Raw genomic sequence first — 22,060 nt, 5'->3', positions numbered from 1 at the left:
GTGTCAACAAAGTGTCAACAGCCGGCCCCCGGCACTACCCCGCTTCCCCCGCCCGCGACTGATTCACCTCGGCGAACGTGGTGAAAATCGGAACATCGGGATCGGCCTCGATCCCCTGCCTGCGCAGGAACCCGTCGATCAACCCCCACACCAATTCCGTTGCCTGATCGATGAACTCATCGGTCTCACCCTGCGACGGCCGATCCGAATCGCGCAACCACAGATCCGTGATCGCCACCACCGCCCCCACCAGCGCCCGCGACAGATACTCGATCCCCGAGGTCTCGAGCGGCACCGCCTCGGCCACCGACAGCGCCATCCTCGACAACCGCCCCGACGCCTCCCGACCCAGATCCAGCTGCAACACCCCCGACTGCTGCAACACCGGCGCCTGCCCCAGATAACGAAAAACGTTGGGGTGCTCCAGGATTCCGTTCGCATAGTCGGTGAACACCCGCCGCAACGCCGCCCGCGGCGGCGCCAGCATCAATGTCATATCCGACCCCGCCGCCGAGAACGCGCGCTGGGACATCCGCGTGGCGATCTCGGTGAACAGATCACCCTTGTCCGCGAACTGGCGATACAGGCGCGGCTTGGTGATACCCGCCTCGCGAGCGATGTCATCCATGCTCGGCCGGGGACCGTCACGATCGATCACCCGAATCGCCGCGTTCACGATGTCATCGCGGGTCACCGCGCCCGTACCGGCAGATATCCGAACCACCCGCGCAGTGTACACGTACCGGCAGTACGAACCCTTCCCAGCGCGATACAGCTACCAGAACCGCTCGACAAGCCTGACCTTCGCGTGATCGAGGCCACAACCCGGATCAACCGCCTGGCATTGCGCTCTCTTCAAACGTACTGCCAGTATCGAAACTCGTACCGGCGGTACGCACGGCACCGAACAGCACCCACCCGACGCCGACCGCCCACCCGAGCAGCCCACCCGGAAAGCCCGCCATGCCCGAACCCGCACACACCCTCGCCACCACCCTGCAGGCACCCCTGCCCGACGCCCTCACCCAACTCACCGACACCGAACTCACCGAACTCGACCGACTCCTCAACGCCGCACTCACCCGGCGCGCCACCACCCTCGACACCGCCATCGCCAACTCCCTCGACTACGTCCCGCGCCTCATGCGCCCCGCCGTCAAGAAAGCACTGGGCCTATGAGCGAACACCTCGCCGCCGTCGCCGAAACCACCAAACTCGCGCGCCTACTCGGCATCTCGGACCCCACCGACCTCGACTTCCTCGTCGACCTCCCACCCGCGGCCATCCGCCAATTCCGCGAACGCGCCACCGACCGCCTCTTCGACCGCGACGCCAAACGCCTCCACAAAGTCGCCCAAGCAGCCAAACTCGTCCCCGTCACCATCAGCGCCAAAGTCGCCGAACGCGCCTTCGGACCCGTCCTGTGCGCCGCCATCGCCGGCGCCGTCGACCCCACCCGCGCCATCGACATCGCCACCTCCCTCCCCCCGGCCTTCCTCGCCGACGTCTCCGTCCAGATCGACCCCCGCCGCACCGCCGCCATCATCGCCGCCGTCCCACCCGCACTCGTGGAAAAAGTCGCCCGCGAACTCCTGGCCCACGGCGACCACATCACCATGGGCCGCTTCGTCCACGTCATCCCCGAACCAGCCCTGCGCGCCGCCGCACCCGTCATGAGCGACATCGACCTGCTGCGCATCGGCTTCCTACTCGAAGACAAAACCGCCATCGACCGCGTCCTGCACATCGTCGCCGACCGCGTCCCCGGCATCATCCGCGCCGCCGCCGAACAACACATGTGGGCCGAAGGCATCGACCTGCTCGACTCCATCGCACCCCACAACCGCGCCTGGATCGGCGACACCGCCGCCGGACTCGGCGGACCCGTCCTGGACTCACTCATCACCGCCGTCGCCGACCTCGACGCCTGGGCCACCCTGCTGCCCATCACCAGCGCCATGAGCCACGACAGCCTGCGCCTGTTCGCAGAACGCCCCGCCGTCCACGCCGAACCCGTCCTCGCCGCCATCACCGACACCGCCCTCACCGCCGGACACTGGCTCGAACTCCTACCCCTCGCAGCCCACCTGCCCCCGGCCCAACTCGCCTTCGTCGCCGCCCGCGTCGCCGCCGAAACCGACGACCGCCTCGACGACCTCATCCGCCAAGCCGACACCGCCGGCCGCTGGGACGCCATGATCCCCGTCGCCCTCGCCATGACCGACCCCGAACGCCGCCGCCTCGCCGCCCTACCCGTCATGCAGGACCCCGACGTCCTGCGCGCGGTCATCACCAGCACCGCCGAACACCACCTGTGGTCCCAGGCACTGCCTTTGGTGCACGCCCTCCCCGACACCACCACCCCCACCCTCGCCCACTGCATCGGCGACCTCACCCGCGACCAACTCCTGGCCGCCGTCCGCGCAGCCGCCCAGAGCGACACCATCGACACCCTCGTCGACATCGCCCTCGCCCAGGAACCGCACGGCCGCGCCCGCGTCCTCGAACTCATCGACGCCATGGACGACATCGAGGACTTCCTCACCGCCCTCACCACCCACACCCCCGACATCGTCTGGAACGCCTTCACCCGAGTACGCGACGAAATCCCCGCCCGGCTCCTCGCCCAACTCGCCGAACGCGCCCGCGAACTCGACCACCCCCACCACGCCACCGCACTCGAACCCGCAACCGCCACAGCCGAATAGCACCCGCCACCACCGCACCCCGCCCCGAAACCGGCGGGGTGCGCGCACGTTCGGGACCCACACACCGACTGTGACCGCCATCGCGACCACCCACCGCCGGTCAAAACCACCAACCCCGCGATGCAACAATGGAACCTCACCCGCAACCCCCACGAAGGACCCCACCCGTACCGATGGCCGAGCACACCGCACTGGACCAGACTCTCGAGAACACGGCCATCGACCCCGACGAACTGGCCATCTGCCTCCGGGTCCTCGAACACGCCGCCGAACTCGACAAGGACCACCCCGACTCGGTCACCGTCCAGCGCGCCGTCGGGCACATGTTCAAAAAACTCAAGCAGCGCCGCCGCATCGCCGCCCGCGACACCATCTCCGCCGCCGACAAAGCCGTCATCGCCGCCACCGCCACCGGCTCCCCCAACCGCATCGACGACGAAACCGCGGGCATCCCCATCAGCGGCTCGGTCACCGACAGCGGCACCGCCGGCACCCTGCTGCGCGCGCGACCCTGCTACATCTGCAAGCAGAAATACACCCGCGTCGACGCCTTCTACCACCAGCTCTGCCCCGAATGCGCCGCCCGCAGCCACGCCAAACGCGACGCCCGCACCGACCTGTCCGGCAAGCGCGCCCTGCTCACCGGCGGCCGCGCCAAGATCGGCATGTACATCGCCCTGCGCCTGCTGCGCGACGGCGCCCACACCACCGTCACCACCCGCTTCCCCAACGACGCCATCCGCCGCTTCGCCGCACAGCCCGACAGCGCCGACTGGCTGCACCGCCTGCGCATCGTCGGCATCGACCTGCGCGACCCGGCCCAGGTCGTCGCCCTCGCCGACGACGTCGCCGCCCAGGGCCCGCTCGACATCCTCATCAACAACGCCGCGCAGACCGTACGCCGCTCCACCGGCTCCTACAGCGCCCTCGTCGAAGCCGAGAACGCCCCGCTGCCCGCCGGCGAACTCCCCGACGTCATCAGCTTCGGCAAAACCATGCAGGCCCACCCCGCCTCCATCACCGCCTCGCTGACCCCGACCCTCACCGGCGCCGACATCACCGACCTCGCCCTCATCGCGGGATCGGCCACCCCCGAACGCATTTCGCGCGGCGTGGCCATCGACGCGGGCGGCCTGGTCCCCGACCTCGCGCACACCAACAGCTGGGTCCAGACCGTCGGCGAGGTCGACGCCACCGAACTCCTCGAAGTGCAGCTGTGCAACTCGGTCGCACCGTTCATCCTCATCTCCCGCCTGCGCCCCGCGATGGCGGCGGCCGCCGGCCGCCGCAAGTACGTCGTGAACGTGTCCGCCATGGAGGGCGTCTTCGGCCGCGCCTACAAGGGCGCCGGCCACCCGCACACCAACATGGCCAAGGCGGCCCTGAACATGCTGACCCGCACCAGCGCCCGCGAGATGTTCGAGGCCGACAACATCCTGATGACCGCCGTGGACACCGGCTGGATCACCGACGAGCGCCCGCACTACACCAAGATCCGCCTGGCCGAGGAGGGCTTCCACGCTCCTCTCGATCTGGTCGACGGCGCGGCCCGCGTATACGACCCGATCGTGCGCGGTGAAGACGGCGACGACCTGTACGGCGTGTTCCTCAAGGACTACGAATCCTCCGCCTGGTAACCAACTTTCGGTAATCACGCCACCGGCGCCCCACCCCCCTTTTTTCAAGGCAGTCTTTAGACCTTGTGGGGTTTGGGGCGTTTGACGTTGCAAACGTGAGATACATAATTAGATGCGCATATTGACGTATAGGTATCTGATCGCTCCGAAGAATCGCAGATCACGCCCACAACCACCTCGACCTGCACAAACCTCCCTCGCCGAGAGGACCTGCTCAGCGACGACCTCTCTTCCACGCCCAAGAGCGATCACGCCGGCGCGGCCACTCCCCTACCCTCCTGTCGCCGGTGTCGATTGCCGCAGGAGCGTCCGAATCAGCTAGTTTCGTTCTGCACTAGCAGATTTGAATGCTGTACCCAGGGCGTCACGCCCCCCTTCGCAGGCGGACAACGCGCCGCCAGTAAATGCATAGATGCGCATATCCAAGTGTTGGTATGTATGAGAATGGTTCGTTGACGGTGCATCTATCCTGGGAACATGTTCTTCCGGCTGCTCGCGGACGTCACCGCCGGCGTGCACTTCATCTTCGTCGCCTACGTGGTGGTCGGCGGATTCATCGCGTGGCGGTGGCCCCGGACGATCTGGCTGCACCTGGCAGCGTTCGGCTGGGGATTCAGCATGGTCCTGATCGGAATCGATTGCCCGTTAACCGATTTGGAGAACTGGTCCCGCGAACAGGCCGGCGAGGCCGGCCTACCTCCGAGCGGGTTCATCGACCACTACATCACCGGCGTGATCTACCCCGAGAACGCCCTCGAACTGGTTCGGGCGCTGGTGGCCGCGGTCGTGGTCATCTCATGGACCGGGTTCTGGCTCCGAACCTCGCGCCGCCGACACGACCGGGCCACCACATAAGCGGCAACCGTGGGAATGTTTGCCCAGTTAGAACCACTAGTCGGTCCCCCTATGCCATGAACCGTGATCCAGAGTTCGGGCATCGGCAGCCGACAGAGGGTTCTGCGTGCCGAGTCGTCACTGATCGGTGGTGTTCCCGAGGCGTCTCGTCCGTCCTGTGCCGTCGGGTCCGGCCCGTTCGGGGTTATCTTGGCAAGTTCTTGGCAAGATTGAAAACACTTCTGATCTGACCGACCAGCTATTCCTCGGCAGGGCGACTTGATAGATCGAATCGCACACGGTCGGTAGCGACAGTCGGCAAAGTAGCGTCCGGGCAGCCATACGGACGGTGCCAGAGGAATTCCCCGGCGCTGGGTATCCCCTCTGCGTTTCGACAGCTCTTGGTACCTAGGTGGAGTCAACCGAGTGCCGTCTAGGAGTGAATCTGGAGAAGTGCCGTGTGGTCCGAGCAGAGGGTTACCACGCTCCCGTGGTTCGAGTGTGACGGGAGCGTGGCAGCGGGTATCAACAAGTCTTAATGCTCTCCGCCACACCAATGCTCACCTCGCGTTGACCAGCCTTCGACTGCCAGTTGCCTCGATCCGGACGGAGCAGCCAGAGGTCACATTCTGGTGGTCAAATCGCTGCGGCAGCGCATGAAGAACCGGTGCGAGATTACGAAATCGACAGGGCCGGTTGTTCATCGGGGTCTGGCTCGTGCGCCAGACCGGGCGCGCTTGCCAGATCCGGGTCGAGGTCGTCGGAGATGGTGTCGTTTTCGTTCTCGATGTCGGGGTCGTCGAAGTCTTCATCCGTGGCTAGCATCGGAAGGACATACGCCTGAGCCAATCCCGCGAGGTGCAGTGGTAAGGGGAGGGAGAGGGCGTCCAAATAGTCTGGGGCCTGGCGCAGCTGGTGCATGGCAAGGGCGAGAGCTTCTGGATCGTCCCCGGCATTGTTCTCCTCGGCGGTTGGGTGGCAACCGAAAACCGCGATTTCCACCAGCGAGGGATTCCATGCGGGTTTGTCCGCGTCGATGGTCCAGTTGTTGCCGCTTCCTGCCATCGCTCGCGGGGCCAGGCGATTGGCACTTACGGCGGACTTCTTGAACTGACTGGCCTTTTCGGTGGTGCTATAGAAGACCCGTAGGTCGGCACCGGTCGTGGTAGGCAGTTTCCACAAACCTGCGGGCAGGCCGTTGATGCCGTCGGGCCTGCCAGTACCCCACCACTGTGGGGTCTCTCGCCCAGCGCCGCCGCGAATCCGTACAAGCCGCAGATTAGGGTCGAGTGTGGCCGGCGGGGCATGGCCGGTCTTGATGAGGTCCACGACGGTGTTGCCATCCTGAAGCCAGGGCCAGTGTTGGCGGCTGTTCTGGGAGTGCGCGATCAGCACGGTGGACTGATCGCGCAGCGAGAACAGCACCCGCTGGAGGAAGCTGGCTGTCTCCTTGCGCTGCTGATCCATGTTCTTGCGCCAATCGACACTGGTGATCCACTGCCCGGCTGACACTTCCACACCGGATACCTCGGCCTTTTTTACCAGTCCCAGAAGGAATTTCGGGTATGGCGTCCAGCTTTTCGTATCATCGTCCCAGCCCTGAACCTGCACTCGACCCGAGTCGTCCGGCATCGGAGTCATCAAGACCGCGACGGGCAGATGCAAGGGGAGCCGGGTCGGGCCGTCCTTGCGCCGCTTGACCATCCAGATCGCGGCGTAGCGCAGGTCCTCGGGAAGGCTGCCACCGAGGGTGTGTTCCGGAAGCACGCGGACCCCGAACTGCCGCAACGCGTCAAGCCAGCCCGAGCGGACTCGGTGATCGACATTCTTCTCGGTTTTCACGCCCTTGGCATTGGACGGAACGACGACGAACTGGGTGAGAACGCCGGCATCGGCGCAACCGAGTCGCATAACGAACTTCGGGTCGGTGGTCGCGGGGCGGAAGGTACTGCGATGTGCGATCTCGACCAGCGCAAGAGTTGGTGATCCAGGATCGGATCCGTCGTCGCTCAGGAATTTCGCGAGCTCGCCTCGGCGCCTCGCGATCGCGGCGGTCAAGGCGACGCTCCGCGGTCGCACCTTGGGATCGAGTGCGAGCTTGTCAGCAAGTCCTCTGGACAACGGGAGGCAGCGTAACCTGACGATAAGTTCCGGTGTACGCCACTCATACACCACCGCATTCCCCGGCCCGGCAGTGTCGAAAACCGCTTCCACAACCTGGGGGCTGCCGTCATCGAACGTTGGCGCGCCGTTCTTCTCCTCAAGGCCAAGGATTTCGGCGAGCCCGGTGATCGCGGCCCGGCGTGAAGTTGCCGTTTGCCACAGCAATCTGGCTTCGAAGACCGGGGGTCCGTCGAGCACTGCTTCCAGGTCCGCAGACCGCATCCGGACGACCGCTGCCGCGAGGGCTCCACGACGCGCGTGTGCGGCTCGTATCTCCTCAGCCCGCTCCGCAGCGGGCCGGGCATTGGCGGGTTTGCTAGTGCCGACAGCACTGCGGGACAACAATTCCGTTCGAACGAGCCCGTCGGGAAGGGCCTGCTCCGCCCATTCGGTGATCACCGAGCGCTGATGCGACATGAGTCCGGAACCGATCCCGTGCACGCCCATCTGATTGCTGTAGACAACAGCACCGCGAACACCAGAACCGTTCAGCCACTGCTCCGGCGCGCTCAGCAACTGTTCGGGATCTGGAAACGATTGGCTCAGCGTCAGTCGGCGCAGGATGCCGGCCGGACCGTTTTCCTGCCAGTCGATTGCCTGCGCCTCCCTGTTGTAGTTCAGCCGGGCCACCGCGTAGCGCTCGCTAGTGGGAGCTCCGGGGAGCCAGGGAACGGTCGGCCTGAGATAGACGCTGGTGGCACGGCCGAAGGGGAGACGGAGTTTTCCGGTATCGGCACGTGGATGGGTGGCCCAGCGGCGCACTCCGGTGTGCAAATGCAGTCGTGGCAGTGGCTCCCATGGCACCGTGTGCAGCGAGATGTTGATCGTGATGGAGAACCACCAGGTCTTGCCCTTGACGTCTTGTGGGATGGGTTGAGACATCAGCTCCGCACCGCGCTGGCGAGGACCGCGTGGAACGGCCCGGAAACGCAGTGTGCCGATACCGAAGTCGTAAGGGTCGAGCGCAGTGATCCGCCGGGCGAGGGCATCGGTGGCGAGCTGATACTGCCGTGAGGCCGGTGCAGCTGTTCCCCCCTCGCTCACCGGGCAGCCGAGAAGATCGACGTGGACGGGCTGCCAGAGCGGTGGCGATGCCTCAAGCTCGGCGAGGGTCTCAAGCAGCAGGTCTTGCCTCCTGGATGACGCGGCAGGCCGGCCGGCAGGCCGACCCAGGTCGGTCAGCCAAGCCGCGAACAGCTGGTGCATGGTTCGTGTAGGCAAGGGGTCGGGAAGATCAGCGGGTACATACAGCCAGAAGTCTCCCGGCGGTGCGCCTGGACCGGAAAATGCCGTGGAACGGCTGCGCACGACCAGATCCGGGGCCAAGCTCTGCAGTACCCCATCCAAACGGTAGGTGGGCACTGTTCGATACAGCGTGCCGCCATTCTCGTCTCGACCGTGGTTGCACAGTTTCAGCAGACTTTCGCGGGCGTGTTCGGGAAAGGGCAGCGCCCGATAGTCGCCGGTCCACTGGGTCGCGTCGGAATCGAGGCGATACGCGGCGCGGCGAATGTTCTGGTAGCTGAATCCCACTGTGGGGGCTCCTTCAGGACGGGTCGAGCGTGTAGGGATCGAGCATTGGCAATTCTGTTGGCACAGGCCGGATCTGCATCCCGCGCAACGCCTCGTAGAGCGGCTCGTACAGCATCCGTACCAAGGCCGGGTCGGACGGCTCCGCGAAATCGGCTGGGCTCGCTGTCGGATCGAAGTACGGTGCCAGAACGTCATGGAGACGAGCAAGCAGACCGTCGGCGGCGTGCTTGCGACGGCGAACCTTCTTCTCGGGTTCGTCGCCCATTCCGAGTGACTGATCGACCATCGGTGAGGGCGCGAGTGCTTCGGCCAGCGCGGGGGCGAACGCGGCATCGACGAAGACCACTCGCGCGGGCACCCCGCCGCGGACGAGTCGGCCGATGACCTGCCAGATGCTGACCAGCTGATCCCACGCGAAGGATTGCTTCTCGGCTTCGCTCAGCCGCGAATAGACGTATCGCCGTGTGAGCAGCCGCAGCCACTCCGTACGCGCGATGTGCCGGAAAGTGAGTCCGGCGTGACCGAGAGTGCCAGCCTTACCGACCATCTCGTGGAAGGTCCCGTGTTCCGGGTGCGGAATCTGATTGCGGACGAAGCGCGTGACCCAGTCATTGATCGCGAAGATGGCGAGCGACAGGTCGTCGGGGCGAGGGTGCGGGCGAACGAGGAAGAAAACACTCCCGAAAGCCGCGACCCGCTCCTCGTTGGGTGTCCGTGCGGGACTGAGGATATTGTGTCCACGCTCGATCGCCATGAGTGGCGCGATCAGCAACTCTGCCTCCTCGTCCTCCGCGAACGTGGCGAGCTCGCCTCGTCGCAGCGCCACCGGATGCCGGTCGGGTGCGCGTAGCACCTCGTCGGTCGTCTCGTCGAGGTCGGCGTCGTCACGCGCCAGCACCTTCACGCGGCCACGCCAGCGCGGCATCTCGTGCAGGAGGCCGAAGGTCGTTTCGGCCTCTCGATAGCTGCCAACGAGCAGCAGTGCCCGGCGGCGACGTGGATCCGCGATGTGGGCGAGCTCCGCCTCGATCGGGCTCGGCGTTCCGCCCCTGCCCGGCCGTGCCAGTTTGCTGACAAGTTGTTTGAGCACGTCATTGCGGATCGCGTGATCCTGCCCGGACAGGGTGAAGGGGCGATTTTGCTCGTCGTAGAGGAAGTTCGTCCGGAACGTTGTGCCTCGAATGGCCGCGATTGCTTTGTCGTCCGGCTTGAGAACCGCCTGAACGGGAGCCAAGATATGCGCGCGAGTCGAGGTACCCGCCCAGCTGGTACCCGACATCAGCAAGACGTGTGGCCCCGGCCGTCCGGAGATGCGATCAGCACCCAGATCAGGGAGCGCGTGCAACAGTTCACGACCGACTCCGGCGCAGCGAAAGAAACGCAGAGTGCCGGTGCAGCGACCCTCGATATCCGGTGTCCGGTCCCGGTCGTCGGGCAGGTATTGGAATCCGAGGACATTGCCCATCGGCGCTTCGGGAACGATCGGAGCGTAATCCAATGGCGGACGACGTGAGAGCTCGTTATCGGTCGCATCCAGATGGAGCGCGGCCTCGACCTGAGGCCACAGAAAAGTGACTCGGGTCAGGCGCTGATGCAGGGCCGCAAGCAGCAGTGTGAATTCCAGCCGCTGGGCGGTGCGGTCGTACCAGTCTTCACTGGCACGAATATCCGCGGGGACGAGATCGCGGCCCTTGCGTGGAATGGGTGCGGGCCAATTGTCTTCCTTCGCGAGACCCGGTGCACCGCTGAGTAATTCGGCCAGGAGAACCTTGACGCGTCGCCGTGTGCCGCCCTCGTCGAGAGTAAGGACCAGATCCTGAGTGGCTCGCACCAGATCATCAGTGGTGGTGTTGTAAGGGCCGTGATCGCCGAGCGGATCATCGCGGAAGCTGTCGAGCAATCGGGTGACCACGATCCGACGTTGCGTCCAGGGCGGGACGTCAGCGTTCTGTGCGTCGGCCGAAATACCCTGCGCGACAGTGAAATCGTCCTCTTCATCATCGACGCTGAACAATTCGGCCTCGTCCTGCAACGCCTCGATCGAACCCTCGCCGCGAACGCCCACGGTGCTCGGATACCACTCCGCCAGGAGCTTCTCCTGCAGTGTCCACGCACTGAAGTAGTCGATTTCCGCCCAGTCGCGCAGACTCTCATCATTGATCAGCATCGCGTAGAGCCGGTTGGTGGTCGTGCTGACGACGTCGAGGGCCGCGGCCCACCGTTCCACGTCGCGATCCGACAACGGCAGCCGTCCTTGGCGGGCCAGTTCCTCGATCTTGTGCATATCCAGTCGATCGAGCCAGGACTCCGGACCACGCATCACCAGCGTCGCCGAGGGCGCGAACGCCTCGTCCAATTGCATCTGCACCCGGTCGGCTTCGTCGACAATCACGATGTCGCTGCGCAGACAAGCTAATTCGAGGTGCCGCAGCCGCTCCGCGTTCAGATGCCGTGGCACGGCGGTCTGTACCAGGCTCGCCGGATTCGCCACCCAGATCAGGGCATTCACGAGTTCCCGTGCGGAACTGTGCCGCGGACAGCCACTCCAGATCGGGCAACCGTGGCGTCGGCCCAGCTCATCTTCGTCGCGCTGTGGGCTGGGCGCAGAATCGATTTCGCGGTAACGGCCGACATCCTCCGAAGTCTCCGCCGTGACACCGCCCTTCGAGGGCAAGGGATGCAACGCCGTACAAGGCGCGTCGACATAACGCAGCGGTTCCCTAGCATCGAGGCCACGCTGCGCGTCGAGGACGCACACGGTACTCAAGTCCACGAAACCTGGATCGTCGTGCATGAGCAAGGACTGCCCACTGCGGGCTGCGATTCTGCGGTGCAGCCGCTGAACATGACGCTCCCGTGTGGTCGGTCCGAGAACCGGAGCCGCGGACAGATCCAGCGCCCGAAAGAGCGCGGTCAGTGTGAGCTGCTCGGCGACGTCGCCGACGACCAATGTGGTCCGCAAGCCTTGCCGAGCACCCCATACCGCGATCAATGTCATGAGCGTGCTCTTGCCCGCGCCGACCATTCCGACGAGGTGGACCAGCCGGTCCAGCCGGAGCGCCGAGGCCTTCGCGAAGCCCAGGCCGTCGTCGGTACGGGCATCCAGCTTCATATCGACGAGTCGGCTCTCCCAATTTCCACGGCGGGGGAAATTCCGCTCGGTCTCAGTCGTATCCATCCACTTCGCGATTTCCGCGAGTTCCGCCAGCGGCACCGTCAGGGGATCACCCGCGGCCTTACGGGTTTCTTCGAGATCATGTCCGGCTGCTGGGGTCAGGACCAGTTCCTCGGGCAGAGTGACCGAAGTTCTGCGGCGACGGTCCACGAATCGACTGGTACCGACCGCGGCCAGCGGCAGCGGATTGCGGTCCAGCGCGGGCAGCGACTCGAGGGCGGCATCGTAGACGGCGAAACGACCAGCCGCGATCATCGGTTCGATGCGACGAGCAGGGGCATCGGCGGACACGATACGGTAGCCGCGAAGACGCTCAGGCAAGCTGTCGTACATCTCGAGACCCTGCTGCCACAGCCGGTTTCGACGCAACGTCCACAGTAGATGGCGGGCATTTACGATCAACTGCCGTGATCGTTCGTCCGAGGCGAGTCCGGCGGCAACCGCGAAAGGATAGCCGCCCAGAAGCGGCCAGACGCCATTGGCCGGTCGGTCCGGATCGAGGCGTTCGAGGAGCCGCAGTCCGAGCTCAACCTGACACAGTGCGGCGGGTTTGATTTGCGCGTATTCGTCCGGCCAGGGTCGCAGAGCTTCAACGACGGGTGCATACCAGGTGTGGCGGTCACGCATGAGCGGCTCCCTCATCGGAATCGGAGTTGCCAGGGCTTATTTGCGCCGCGGGCCCGCCTACTCCACGCGATCGCGCGGTAGCCGCGGCGACGAGCTGATCGTCGCTGAGCAATCGCAGCCCGCAAGCCTTCGCCGGGCGGCTGCGGGCGTAGATACTGAGGTAGTCGCGACGGAGATCGATGCGGTATTGCGGTACCACCCAGCACGCTTGGTTATAGGGCGGTTCGGCGCGCACGATCCGGGCCGCCCGGCCCAGCAGTCCCGGGTGCGCCCAGTCTTTGACATCGACCGCCCACACATGCCCGTCGGGGAAGGTTATCCGCAGGTCGTAGGCGTCGTACCCCGGCCACATCTCCACGGCCAGATTCAGCGCCCGCAGGCGCTTCTCAAGTTCGATCTCGGCCCGGCCCGGCCCGGTGACGAACTGCCGCAACGGGCGAACCAGCTGATAGATCGTGCCGACCTCCGACACAGTCAGCGTGCGACCGCGCGGCGCCGGACCGCGGCTTCGACACTGGTCTCGTTCGCACCACCAGCCCCCATCGACCAAGGGGCTCAACAGGGTCAGACAGCGATGACAGGTGAGGTATTCGCCACCGCGCCGGTAGCCGGCGGGTACCGGCTCGTAGATGTTCTCAAGCAATGCCCGGACCGGTTCTAGAATCAAATCGGTGGCCAGTTCGAAGTGGTCCACGCTCGTCAGCACGGGTTTCGTGACGAGCAGTCGGCGAAAGGCGGTGTAGGACTCGGGCGAGGACGCATCACGGCACAGCTGCATCGCCCGACGTACCACTCTACGGTCGAATTGGGCGGCCGCGCTGTCTCGCCCCTGGACCCACCACTCGTGACACAGCTGGGTCGGCTCACCCGACTCCCTGTCGATCAGATAGTCGTCCGGTCCGAACGCGGACGCGGGCAGATCGAGCGGCCAATCCTCCAGCGGCCTGGTTCGGCACCACCTGAGCAGGTCGGGCAGGCTTGCCGGAGGCTGAGCTCGCTGCTGCACGCAGGCCAGTGCCATGCCGTTCACAGCGCGCTGCGCCTCGGCGTCGTACGGTAGCGAAAACGACTGCAGGCCAGTGGTATCGGCGAGCTTCACCACGGCGGTCGCGATGGTTCGCAGCAACGGCACGTCGGCATGGTCGAGCCAGTCCTCGGGGGTGTCGTGTAATGGCATATGCGAGACCTCAACTCACGTCGTCGGGGCGGGGAAGCTGTTCCTCCGGCAATGGATTCCGGTCGATGAATTCGCGGCCCGTCCGGCACCAGGGGCGGGCCTCGCAATCGTGACAGTGGCGTCCGGGCACAGGGTTGTACGAGTCGTCACGCAAAAGCGGATCGGCGAGCCCGGCGATGACATCCCGCGCTTCGTCGACGACGGCCGACCGACTCGGATCGAGTACCTCCAGGGTGCCGTCATCGCGGTAGAGCACTTCGAGTTCGACTCGGGACCGGCGGAGTTCGCCGCCGAGCACTCCCGCCGCCAGCAGCAGGACCCCGAGGGCGAGCTGCGGATAGTTCTGTAACAACGACCTTCCCTCCCAGAGCCTGCCGCCAGCTGTCTTGGTCTCGCGCCAGACCCATCCGCCGGAACGGGTATATAAGAGATCGGGGGTGGCGATCACAACGACATCGAGTTCCGGTATGTAACAAGACAATTGATGCTGGACAAGGAAGCGTTCGTTGGACTTCGAGCCGTCGACGGGGCATAGCCACGCGTGCTGGGCGAGCATGGCTGCGCCGTCGCGCGCGGCCTGACCGGTAAGTTCCACACCGTCGGCCGACCAGTTGTCCGGATCGGGTGGCGAGGCGACTGTCCGGCAGCCACCGACCGGCCTGCTCCGGTGCTGGTCATTGAGTCGGGCATCGACAGCCCGGCCACGCACCGCCGAGACAGGCTCCGGCCGCATCGACGTCAGGTTGAGCTGGCGGACCAGGTGATACCGGGCCGGGCATTGCCCGTAGAGGCGCAGATCCCACGCGGAGAGACTGCGCCGGGGACGCCTAATCTCACCGGGGATCCCTCCCCACAATCCTTGGGTGCGTGGCAAAGTCACACAGCCCGCCAAGGCTTTGCATTTGATACAGCTGGAGCCTGGGACGGCTGCCGATCCCGCAACCGCCCGCGCGAATGCCGGTGCCGCGTATTCGCGGTAGCGCCGACGTACCTCGTCCTGGTCCCAATCCAGGATCGGCACCACCTTGTTGTCGCCGCATCCGTACCCGAAGGCTCTTACCCGTACAGGCCGCAGGGGTGGCTGGATGCGCAGTGGCCGATAAGGACGCTCGAAACCCGGGCGTGGACAGACCTCGCCCGTGGCCAGTACGCCTGCCACGGCAGCTTTCTCGGCTTCCGACCGATTCGATCGCGCTCTTTTGATGGACGGCAGCCATATATCGCGAACAGATCCGTCGGCCGAACCGTAGCGACGGCCCCATACCGACCGCTCGTAGCGGGTGGCTCCACGAGAATCCGGATCCCCGTTGCGGTCATAGAGCGCCGCCCACTCGAATCGAATCGGAATCGTCTGCGGGACCGAACCTTCGCGCTCCGCTTGCTCCGCCTCACGGGCCGCGAGATAGCGCGGAATCGCCTGCACGGTCCACTCGAGCAGAGATGGGTGTGCCGGTGCGCGGTTGCTGTCAAACTTTCCTTTGGTGCGCATTAGCTCGGCAATGGCGTCGGCCTGCGACCAGCCGTCGTGTTCGATCAGGTCGAGTCCACCCATCATTGGCGCGAAAGTGAAGTCCTCCAATGCCTTTGAGCTACGAGGTGGAACGGGATCAGACTTCAGGAGCGGCCGCAGCGCAGCACTTGCGGCCGTCGGACAGTCCCTCGGATTCTCGCGGACGGCGACGCTGCTTGCCCGCACTAGCCACACGTCTCCCTGAGTTCCACTCGGGCGCGGCCAATCGGTCATCGAGTACTCCCCTGCAGATCGGGCGGATACACGATGGTGACATACGATGTGAACATAGTCCATAGATGCTTTGTTGCTAGAGTCATTCACAGACCGGGATCTGAGACCGGAATAGCTGGTCGGAGGGATAACAATGCGAACGCGGGAGATTCAGCGTGATGTGCTGGTCAGCGGCCGGTACAGACTGGAATCGCGAGCGGGGAAGGGGGGCATGGCAGAGGTGTGGCGAGCCATGGACATTCAGAACGATGACGTGGTCGCCATCAAGTTCCTCAGCCCTGCCGATGAACTCATGAGCGGTATCGACACGCATTACCGCTCGGAAGAACTCGCCATCATGCGCAAGCGGTTCAGGCGCGAGGGCAACCTGCTGGGCCAAATCGACCATCCTGGCATCCCTCGCCTGTACGATGAAGGCAACCACGAGGGCACGCCTTACCTGGTCATGCAGTTCATCGACGGCACCCCACTCAACGACTTCCTGGCGCGGTACCGCCCGCTCACCGTCGGACCGGCCGTCGCCATCGCGATGCAGATCGCGTCCGCACTGGAATGCGCGCACGAACGCCCTGTGGTGCATCGAGACCTCAAGCCGCAGAACGTGATCATCTCCGCACGGGGGATCGCGATGCTGCTCGACTTCGGAATCGCCAGGCCGCTCGGCGCCTCCGTGACACGGTATACGCAGCACGGCTCCAGTCTGGGCAGTCCCGGATATCAAGCGCCAGAGCAAATTCGCGGAGATATGGTCGTTCCCAAGACCGACAGCTACGCGCTTGGCTGCGTCTGCTACGAATTGCTCACGGGCCGGACACCGTTCCTCGAGGAGCACGGCGGACTACAGGGCCAGCATTTGGACAAGCTTCCGTTCCCCTTGGATGTGTTCGCGCCGCAGGTGCCGCCCGAGCTCGATGAGCTCGTACAGGAGATGCTCACCAAGATTCCGGACGGACGACCGGACATGGCAGAGATTCAGCGCGGGCTTCGGCCCCATTTGCCGGCGCCAGGTTCGCCCGCACCCGTCCCGCGTTTGGAACCCGACCCGACGCTGCCGTATCGAATCTCGCAAAGCGATACGGAAGACCCGCCTCTCGGCGGATCTGCGGTGACGCAACCACGTCGGCCGGAATCCTCGGGCTGGTTGAAGGTGCGCCTCGTCGAGCAGGATTGCGATGATGCGGAGCGCGAGCTGGCCGCGTTCGAGCCCGGCGCCGCGGTGGCCCGGCTGGCGGAGATCGCGGTGGTGGCAAGGAGGGAGTGGGGACCGGGCCGACCGCTGGTTCGACGCGTCTGGCGTTTGGCCGCCGAGGGATTGCGCATACTGGGCGATTGCGGCCGCGCAGCCCCGCTGTATCAGCAAATGTCTGACGACCTGTCACACAGCCGCGATCCACGAGATCAGGCGGCGGCCTTGATCTGTCGTTTGCGAGTGGCCGAATGCCGTCTGCCATTCGGGGAGGTCGATCTCGCCGTCGAAACATTGCGCGAAACTGTCGCGGCGGCCGAAGCTCTGCCCGAGCAGGACGCCGAAATGGTCCGTGCGATCTGCCGCGAACTCGACACCAATTTGACCGAATCTGGTTACACCACCGATAACGACTGACACAACCCGGCGCAGGTTCAGCTCGGCGACAGACGCCCCGCGGACAGGTTGTTGCCGAGCTCCCCTACGAGCATCACGCCCAGGTCGCCAAGCCCACGAACAGCTTCTTCGAACTGCGTCACCTGGCGGAAGACCTCACCGTACCGACGCTGCTCCGCGAGGGGTACCTGCAGAACCTGCAGCTTCCTAATATCGACCCGAGCAGAGCTCGACGTGTGCGTTCCGGCTTGACGGCCATTCGCGGGCGCACGCAGGCAACCCGCGAGGAACCAGGGATCCAGCTTCCCCGGATCCACTCGCAGCGCATACAACTGCGGTCCCAGCACTGTCGTAGTCCGATCCTCCACCCAGGCGCTGAACGCCCGTGTCACTCCCGACACAATCACATCGTTCCGCTCCGTTGCTGTCAGCCCGGCATCTGCCACCTGTTGCACTGGAACCCAGCCGCCCGGGTTGCCTTCCATCAACAGGTCCGACACTGTCAAGTAAGGCACTCCGCCCTTGCCGATCACACCGGTTCGAACGTAGCTCTCCGTCGGCAGCTGTCCGACGTGGACGACCAGCGCGCCGGCTCGCGCTAATTCCCCGATCGTAATCGTTCCGGGCTGCTCGTCCCCTTTCGCGCGCAACCCGATGGAGGACAACGAGATCGCCGACTCCTGCACCTCTGCAAGCAATGTTGACATACGCGCCCAGGTGTCTCGCAGTTCGATGACGTTGCCGGTCGGTCTGACCGGGATGTGGCGCGCGGGGGTGAGATCGACTTCTTCGTCGAGCAGATCGATCACAGGGAGCGATACGGCGCGGATCCGTCGCGGCGCGTGGTTTTCCACAGGATCCTGTTCTGGCACAACACCGTTCTCGCCCATCGCCGCGAAAACCTCGCCGCGCAGGGCATGCCAATCGATGCCTTCGGCAGCCTTCACCACGTCGTCGACGTCCAACAGACGAATCGAGTGAACTGCACCGACGCTCTGCCCTTGGCGGGCAGCCTGAAGCACCCACAGCTGCAGAGCCACACTGTATGGCGGGGCACAACCTGACGGCAAGGCGATGACCGCCCGTAGCACACCGGTGCGCAACAGGGCTCCGCGAATTCTCCGGCCCGCCTTTCTCGACGCGACGGCCGGAGGAAGCAACAGCACCGCGACTCCGCCGGGGAGCAGCTTCGACACTGCGTGCTCGACCCACGCCAACTCTGGTTCTGTGCGTGGTGGAAGCCCGTACACCCAGCGAGGATCCGTTGCCAGTTCCTCGTATCCCCAGTCCCGCTCGTTGAATGGCGGGTTGCAGAGTACGAGATCGGCCCGCAGGTCACTATGAGGATCCGCCCGCAGCGAGTCGGCGGTCCGGATATCCACCGAACACGGCTGGGACGCATTAGCTCCCAACGAGGTCAAGGATAAACGCGCTGCAGTCAAGGCTGCCAGAACCGGATCCTTCTCCGCTCCCGCCAATCGCACAGAGCCCCTACCATCGTTATCGCGGAGGCAGACATCGGCCGCGGCGCGAAGTAGACCACCCGAACCGCAGGCCGGGTCGAGCACGGTGCACGGAACCTCGCTTCCACGGACGCCGCGGACATGCTCGGCGATCTCGGCCATCAACCACGCCAACGGTTCGGGAGTAGAACTGATCTGGCGCACATGGGTATCCAGCCAGCGCCCCAGCAGAAACTCAAAGATCTCCTGTGGCCCCTCCCGCTCCGCCAAGTCGATGGCTTGAAGTGCCACTCGCACAGCCGATTGCGACAGCGAGAGTTGCGGTTCGCACTCCAGGACCACATTGGGGTGCTCTCGCTTCAACGCTGTCACAGCGATCGCCCGACCGGTTTCGGCGCGATCCTCCAAGGCGTCGAACTGCGGCCACAGGCGCTCCTTCGCGCCAACCTTCAGAAGCTTGCCCTGCTCTTGAAGCCATACCTCGACCTCCGTCAAGGAGAACTGTGGGCTGACATCCGTACCGCCAATAGGTTGGGGGAAGGTGTCGTGTCGCCGCCGCCAGTTACTAGCTGCGGCCCGTCCCACGCCAGCGATCCTGGCGATCTCGGCCAACGTCACCGGTATTGCGTCGGGCTCAGACATCAACTTCTCCGGAGCAGTGGGTACGTACCGTACATCGTACGGCATTTATTGACTTAGTTAACATACACATGCTGCGGCTCGACGTAGCTACTGCCACCTGCTGGCGCATGGTCGGATGTCGCAGGTGCCGAGGTGTTGGATCAACAGGGATCAGCTGCGAATTGTCCCTCGACTCGACCATGTGAAGTTTCTCCGCTTTTCTCGGAGGCGCCTGGCCGCATCAGGGTTTCTCGAGGGGAGCGTCCAGCAGAGTGGTGTAGCAGCTCCTAGCTCGGCCGATCAGGTCAATCCCCGGACATGAGGGTGGTCATCGCATGATTCTTCAAGAGACCGACCAAAGTCACTGAAGAATGAAAGACCACGCGACGACCGATATTCAGCGTATATACCCCGGCACCGTGCTGTCCGAGCAACTTGGCCGCTGCCAGCCTGACCTTCAGCGAGAGCTGCTGTACACCTTCATTCACACCCTGATGAGCGTCGAGGCCGACACCGTCTGCGGCGCCGGCTACGGCGAACGCAGCGGCGACCGCGTCAACTCACGCAACGATTACCGCCACCGTGACTTCGACACCCGCGTCGGCACTCGTCGTGATTTCGTGGACCGGGTTCTGGCTCCGAACCTCGCGTCGCCGACACAGACTGGCCATTACATAGGCGAGTCACGCACCCCGCGGCCGATGGGCGATCGCCAACCACGACGGACACCGACACACCGTTGTGCCTCACGACACATTTGTCCGCATCGGGTATGACTGAGGGCGACCCGAGTTGCCGCCGATGCGCCGGTAAGACGTCGACGGTTGTCAGCGCTCGGTTCGAGCGACACCGGGCAACGCGGTCGGGACCGAGGGTGAGTCGATGAGTGACAGCAGGACACTGCGGGCGTGGTGGCACGACGCAGTCGACTACAACTGGCTGGTACGCACCCTGGGAGCCCGATCTGCCCTCACCCCGCTCAAGATCTTGATCGGCACCACGGGGGCCGCGATCGCGGTCATGGGCGCGGTGATCGCGGGCACGCCGGTGGGACCGCCCGGGCATCCCGGCATCCCCTCGACGGTCGGGGTGGTGGCGGGGACCGCGTGGGCGTTGCGGTGGTGGCTGCTGCCGTGGCCGAGCAGGATCGAGTCGCTCGTGCTGATCGGTTGCGCCGACGTGCTTTTCACGATCGAGTTCCTGCAGGTGCCGAACCGCTTGTTCGGGGCGACGGGCACGGTGCTGCTCGTGGTCACCGGAAGCTACCTGTGCGTCTTCCACGGCGCCCCGGCCCTGCTCGCGCATTCGGCGTGGTCGGTGCTGTCGGTGACGCTGTTCTCGGTGCGGATCGCCACCGGCGGCGAGGATGTCCGCCTGGCCGTCGCGGTCGCGCTGCTGCTGCTCGCGGCGATTACCGCGCTGCCGGCGTTCAAGATCCTGTACTGGCTGCTGCGCATCGAATCGCTGGCGGACCCGCTGACCGAACTGCTGAATCGGCGGGGCCTCGAGACGCGGCTGCCCTTGCTGGTCGAACGCCATTCCGCGGTCTGTGTCCTGTACCTGGACCTCGATCGATTCAAGAGCGTCAACGACACCTGGGGGCACAGCGTCGGCGACCGCGTGCTGGTGCGCACAGCGCGGCGGCTTCGAGAGGCCGCCGGTGACGAGGCGGTCGTAGCGCGTACGGGCGGTGAGGAATTCGTGGTCGCGCTGCCGATCGCCGCGGCCGCCGCACGCGCCGAGGCCGAGCGGCTGCGTCAGGTCGTCGCCGAACCGGCCGACACCACGGTCACCGCGAGTGTCGGCGCGGCGCTCTTCGACGCCACGACCTGCCCTCGATGTCCGCGCCCGACGGCCGACCGGCTGCTGCAATCGGCCGACGCGGCGATGTACCGGGCCAAACAGGCCGGCGGAAATCTGGTGGTGGTCGACGAACTCATGCCGCCGCGCCATCACCACGGCCCAAACCCGGCGCAACAGCGCTAGGCCCGCCGCATCCCGACGCGGTCAGCTGCTTTCAACAGCGGCCAAGCGGTCGGTAAGGGTCTTCGCGACCGCCGGGGTTTGGTCGGGCAGGTCCAGGTAGAAGTGCGCGCCGGGGAACGTCACCAGGTCGAAGTCCGCGGTCGTATAGCTCGCCCACTCCCCCGCCTGCTCGACCGTGACGGTCGGATCCTCGGTGCTGACGAGCGCGGTGATCGGGCAGGGCAGCGGGTCGCCCGGCCGGTGGCGGTAGGTTTCGACGGCCGTGTAGTCGGCTCGGACGGCGGGGAGGACGAGCTCGGCCAGGCCCGGCTCCTCGCGCAGGATGGCGACCGAGGCCGGGTCGTTGGCCAGGCGTTCCAGTTCGACGATGAGGTCGGCATCGGTGCCGAGATGGACGCGGCCCGGGTCCGCGTAGGCGGGCACCGGCCGGCCGGAGACGAACAGATGGGCGGGAGCACGACCGGCGTCGGCGAGGCGGCGGGCGGTCTCGTAGGCGACGGTCGCGCCCATGCTGTGGCCGAACAGGGCCGGGCGGGTGCCGGCGGGCCAGGACAGCAGATCATCGGCGATCGCGGCGGCCAGGTCGGTCAGGACACCGACGGGCTCGTCGGCGTAGCGATCCTGGCGGCCGGGGTACTGGACGGCGAAAACCGTTGTGCCGGGACCGATCAGCCCGGCGAGTGAGCGATAGGCGGTGACCGCACCGCCACCGGGCGGGAAGCACACCAGGACCGTGCGCGCGATCAGGTCGCGTCGCAGCTCACGCAACCAGGGTGTGCCGGTGAGATGTGCCACCACGGCGGGTTCTCC

At 65.4% G+C, this 22,060-nt stretch carries 13 protein-coding genes and 1 pseudogene; 7 read left to right on the top strand and 7 right to left on the bottom strand.

Annotation, left to right across the window (positions count from 1 at the left end; genetic code table 11):
• Positions 1 to 34: 34 nt before the first annotated feature.
• A complete protein-coding gene (locus ACWIGI_RS21755; RefSeq protein ID WP_454204253.1) occupies positions 35 to 724 on the bottom strand; it encodes a TetR/AcrR family transcriptional regulator in 690 nt (229 codons plus the stop codon).
• A 239-nt stretch (positions 725 to 963) separates the two neighbouring features.
• Here ACWIGI_RS21755 and ACWIGI_RS21750 point away from each other — a divergent pair, with 239 nt between their 5' ends.
• From ACWIGI_RS21750 to ACWIGI_RS21735, 4 genes are all read left to right on the top strand, one after another.
• A complete protein-coding gene (locus ACWIGI_RS21750; RefSeq protein WP_454204252.1) occupies positions 964 to 1,179 on the top strand; it encodes a hypothetical protein in 216 nt (71 codons plus the stop codon).
• Positions 1,176 to 2,708 carry a hypothetical protein gene (locus tag ACWIGI_RS21745; protein WP_454204251.1) on the top strand — a complete coding sequence of 511 codons (1,533 nt, stop codon included), beginning with the start codon at positions 1,176 to 1,178 and terminating at the stop codon, positions 2,706 to 2,708. Before ACWIGI_RS21750 ends, ACWIGI_RS21745 begins: the two co-directional genes overlap by 4 nt.
• 173 nt (positions 2,709 to 2,881) lie before the next feature.
• A complete protein-coding gene (locus tag ACWIGI_RS21740) occupies positions 2,882 to 4,345 on the top strand; it encodes an SDR family NAD(P)-dependent oxidoreductase (protein WP_454204250.1) in 1,464 nt (487 codons plus the stop codon).
• 477 nt (positions 4,346 to 4,822) lie between these two features.
• Positions 4,823 to 5,200: a DUF2784 domain-containing protein gene (locus ACWIGI_RS21735; RefSeq protein WP_454204249.1), complete on the top strand. Its 378-nt coding sequence runs from the start codon at positions 4,823 to 4,825 to the stop codon at positions 5,198 to 5,200.
• Positions 5,201 to 5,854: 654 nt separating this feature from the next.
• Here the strand turns inward: ACWIGI_RS21735 and ACWIGI_RS21730 are convergent.
• From ACWIGI_RS21730 to ACWIGI_RS21715, 4 genes are read right to left on the bottom strand one after another with little or no spacing between them, the layout of a single operon-like run.
• Positions 5,855 to 8,875, bottom strand: a complete 3,021-nt coding sequence (locus tag ACWIGI_RS21730; protein WP_454204248.1) for a pPIWI_RE module domain-containing protein — start codon at positions 8,873 to 8,875, stop codon at positions 5,855 to 5,857.
• Positions 8,876 to 8,888: 13 nt separating this feature from the next.
• Positions 8,889 to 12,677, bottom strand: coding sequence for a pPIWI_RE_Z domain-containing protein (locus ACWIGI_RS21725; RefSeq protein WP_454204247.1), 3,789 nt, complete (start codon positions 12,675 to 12,677; stop codon positions 8,889 to 8,891).
• On the bottom strand, positions 12,670 to 13,854 hold the full coding sequence (locus ACWIGI_RS21720; protein WP_454204246.1) for a pPIWI_RE_Y domain-containing protein: 1,185 nt from the start codon (positions 13,852 to 13,854) through the stop codon (positions 12,670 to 12,672). Before ACWIGI_RS21720 ends, ACWIGI_RS21725 begins: the two co-directional genes overlap by 8 nt.
• Positions 13,855 to 13,864: 10 nt before the next feature.
• Positions 13,865 to 15,433 (bottom strand): PD-(D/E)XK nuclease family protein, encoded by a 1,569-nt coding sequence (locus ACWIGI_RS21715; protein WP_454204245.1) that lies wholly within the window; start codon positions 15,431 to 15,433, stop codon positions 13,865 to 13,867.
• Between the two features lie 298 nt (positions 15,434 to 15,731).
• Between ACWIGI_RS21715 and ACWIGI_RS21710 the strand changes: the two genes are divergently transcribed.
• Positions 15,732 to 17,201 carry a serine/threonine-protein kinase gene (locus ACWIGI_RS21710; RefSeq protein ID WP_454204244.1) on the top strand — a complete coding sequence of 490 codons (1,470 nt, stop codon included), beginning with the start codon at positions 15,732 to 15,734 and terminating at the stop codon, positions 17,199 to 17,201.
• Positions 17,202 to 17,218: 17 nt separating this feature from the next.
• On the opposite strand, the gene ACWIGI_RS21705 is transcribed toward ACWIGI_RS21710, so the two are convergent.
• Complete coding sequence (locus ACWIGI_RS21705; RefSeq protein ID WP_454204243.1) at positions 17,219 to 19,285, bottom strand: N-6 DNA methylase; 2,067 nt, start codon at positions 19,283 to 19,285, stop codon at positions 17,219 to 17,221.
• A gap of 350 nt (positions 19,286 to 19,635) precedes the next feature.
• Between ACWIGI_RS21705 and ACWIGI_RS21700 the strand changes: the two are divergent.
• Both ACWIGI_RS21700 and ACWIGI_RS21695 read left to right on the top strand, forming a co-directional pair.
• Positions 19,636 to 19,872, top strand: a pseudogene (locus ACWIGI_RS21700) (transposase); the annotation flags it as partial.
• A gap of 274 nt (positions 19,873 to 20,146) precedes the next feature.
• A complete protein-coding gene (locus ACWIGI_RS21695; RefSeq protein WP_454204242.1) occupies positions 20,147 to 21,250 on the top strand; it encodes a GGDEF domain-containing protein in 1,104 nt (367 codons plus the stop codon).
• A 21-nt stretch (positions 21,251 to 21,271) separates the two neighbouring features.
• On the opposite strand, the gene ACWIGI_RS21690 is transcribed toward ACWIGI_RS21695, so the two are convergent.
• A complete protein-coding gene (locus ACWIGI_RS21690) occupies positions 21,272 to 22,048 on the bottom strand; it encodes a thioesterase II family protein (protein WP_454204241.1) in 777 nt (258 codons plus the stop codon).
• Positions 22,049 to 22,060 lie beyond the last annotated feature (12 nt).

Source organism: Nocardia sp. NPDC055321 (genome assembly GCF_053645575.1).
This window is presented reverse-complemented; position numbering and strand designations above follow the sequence as displayed.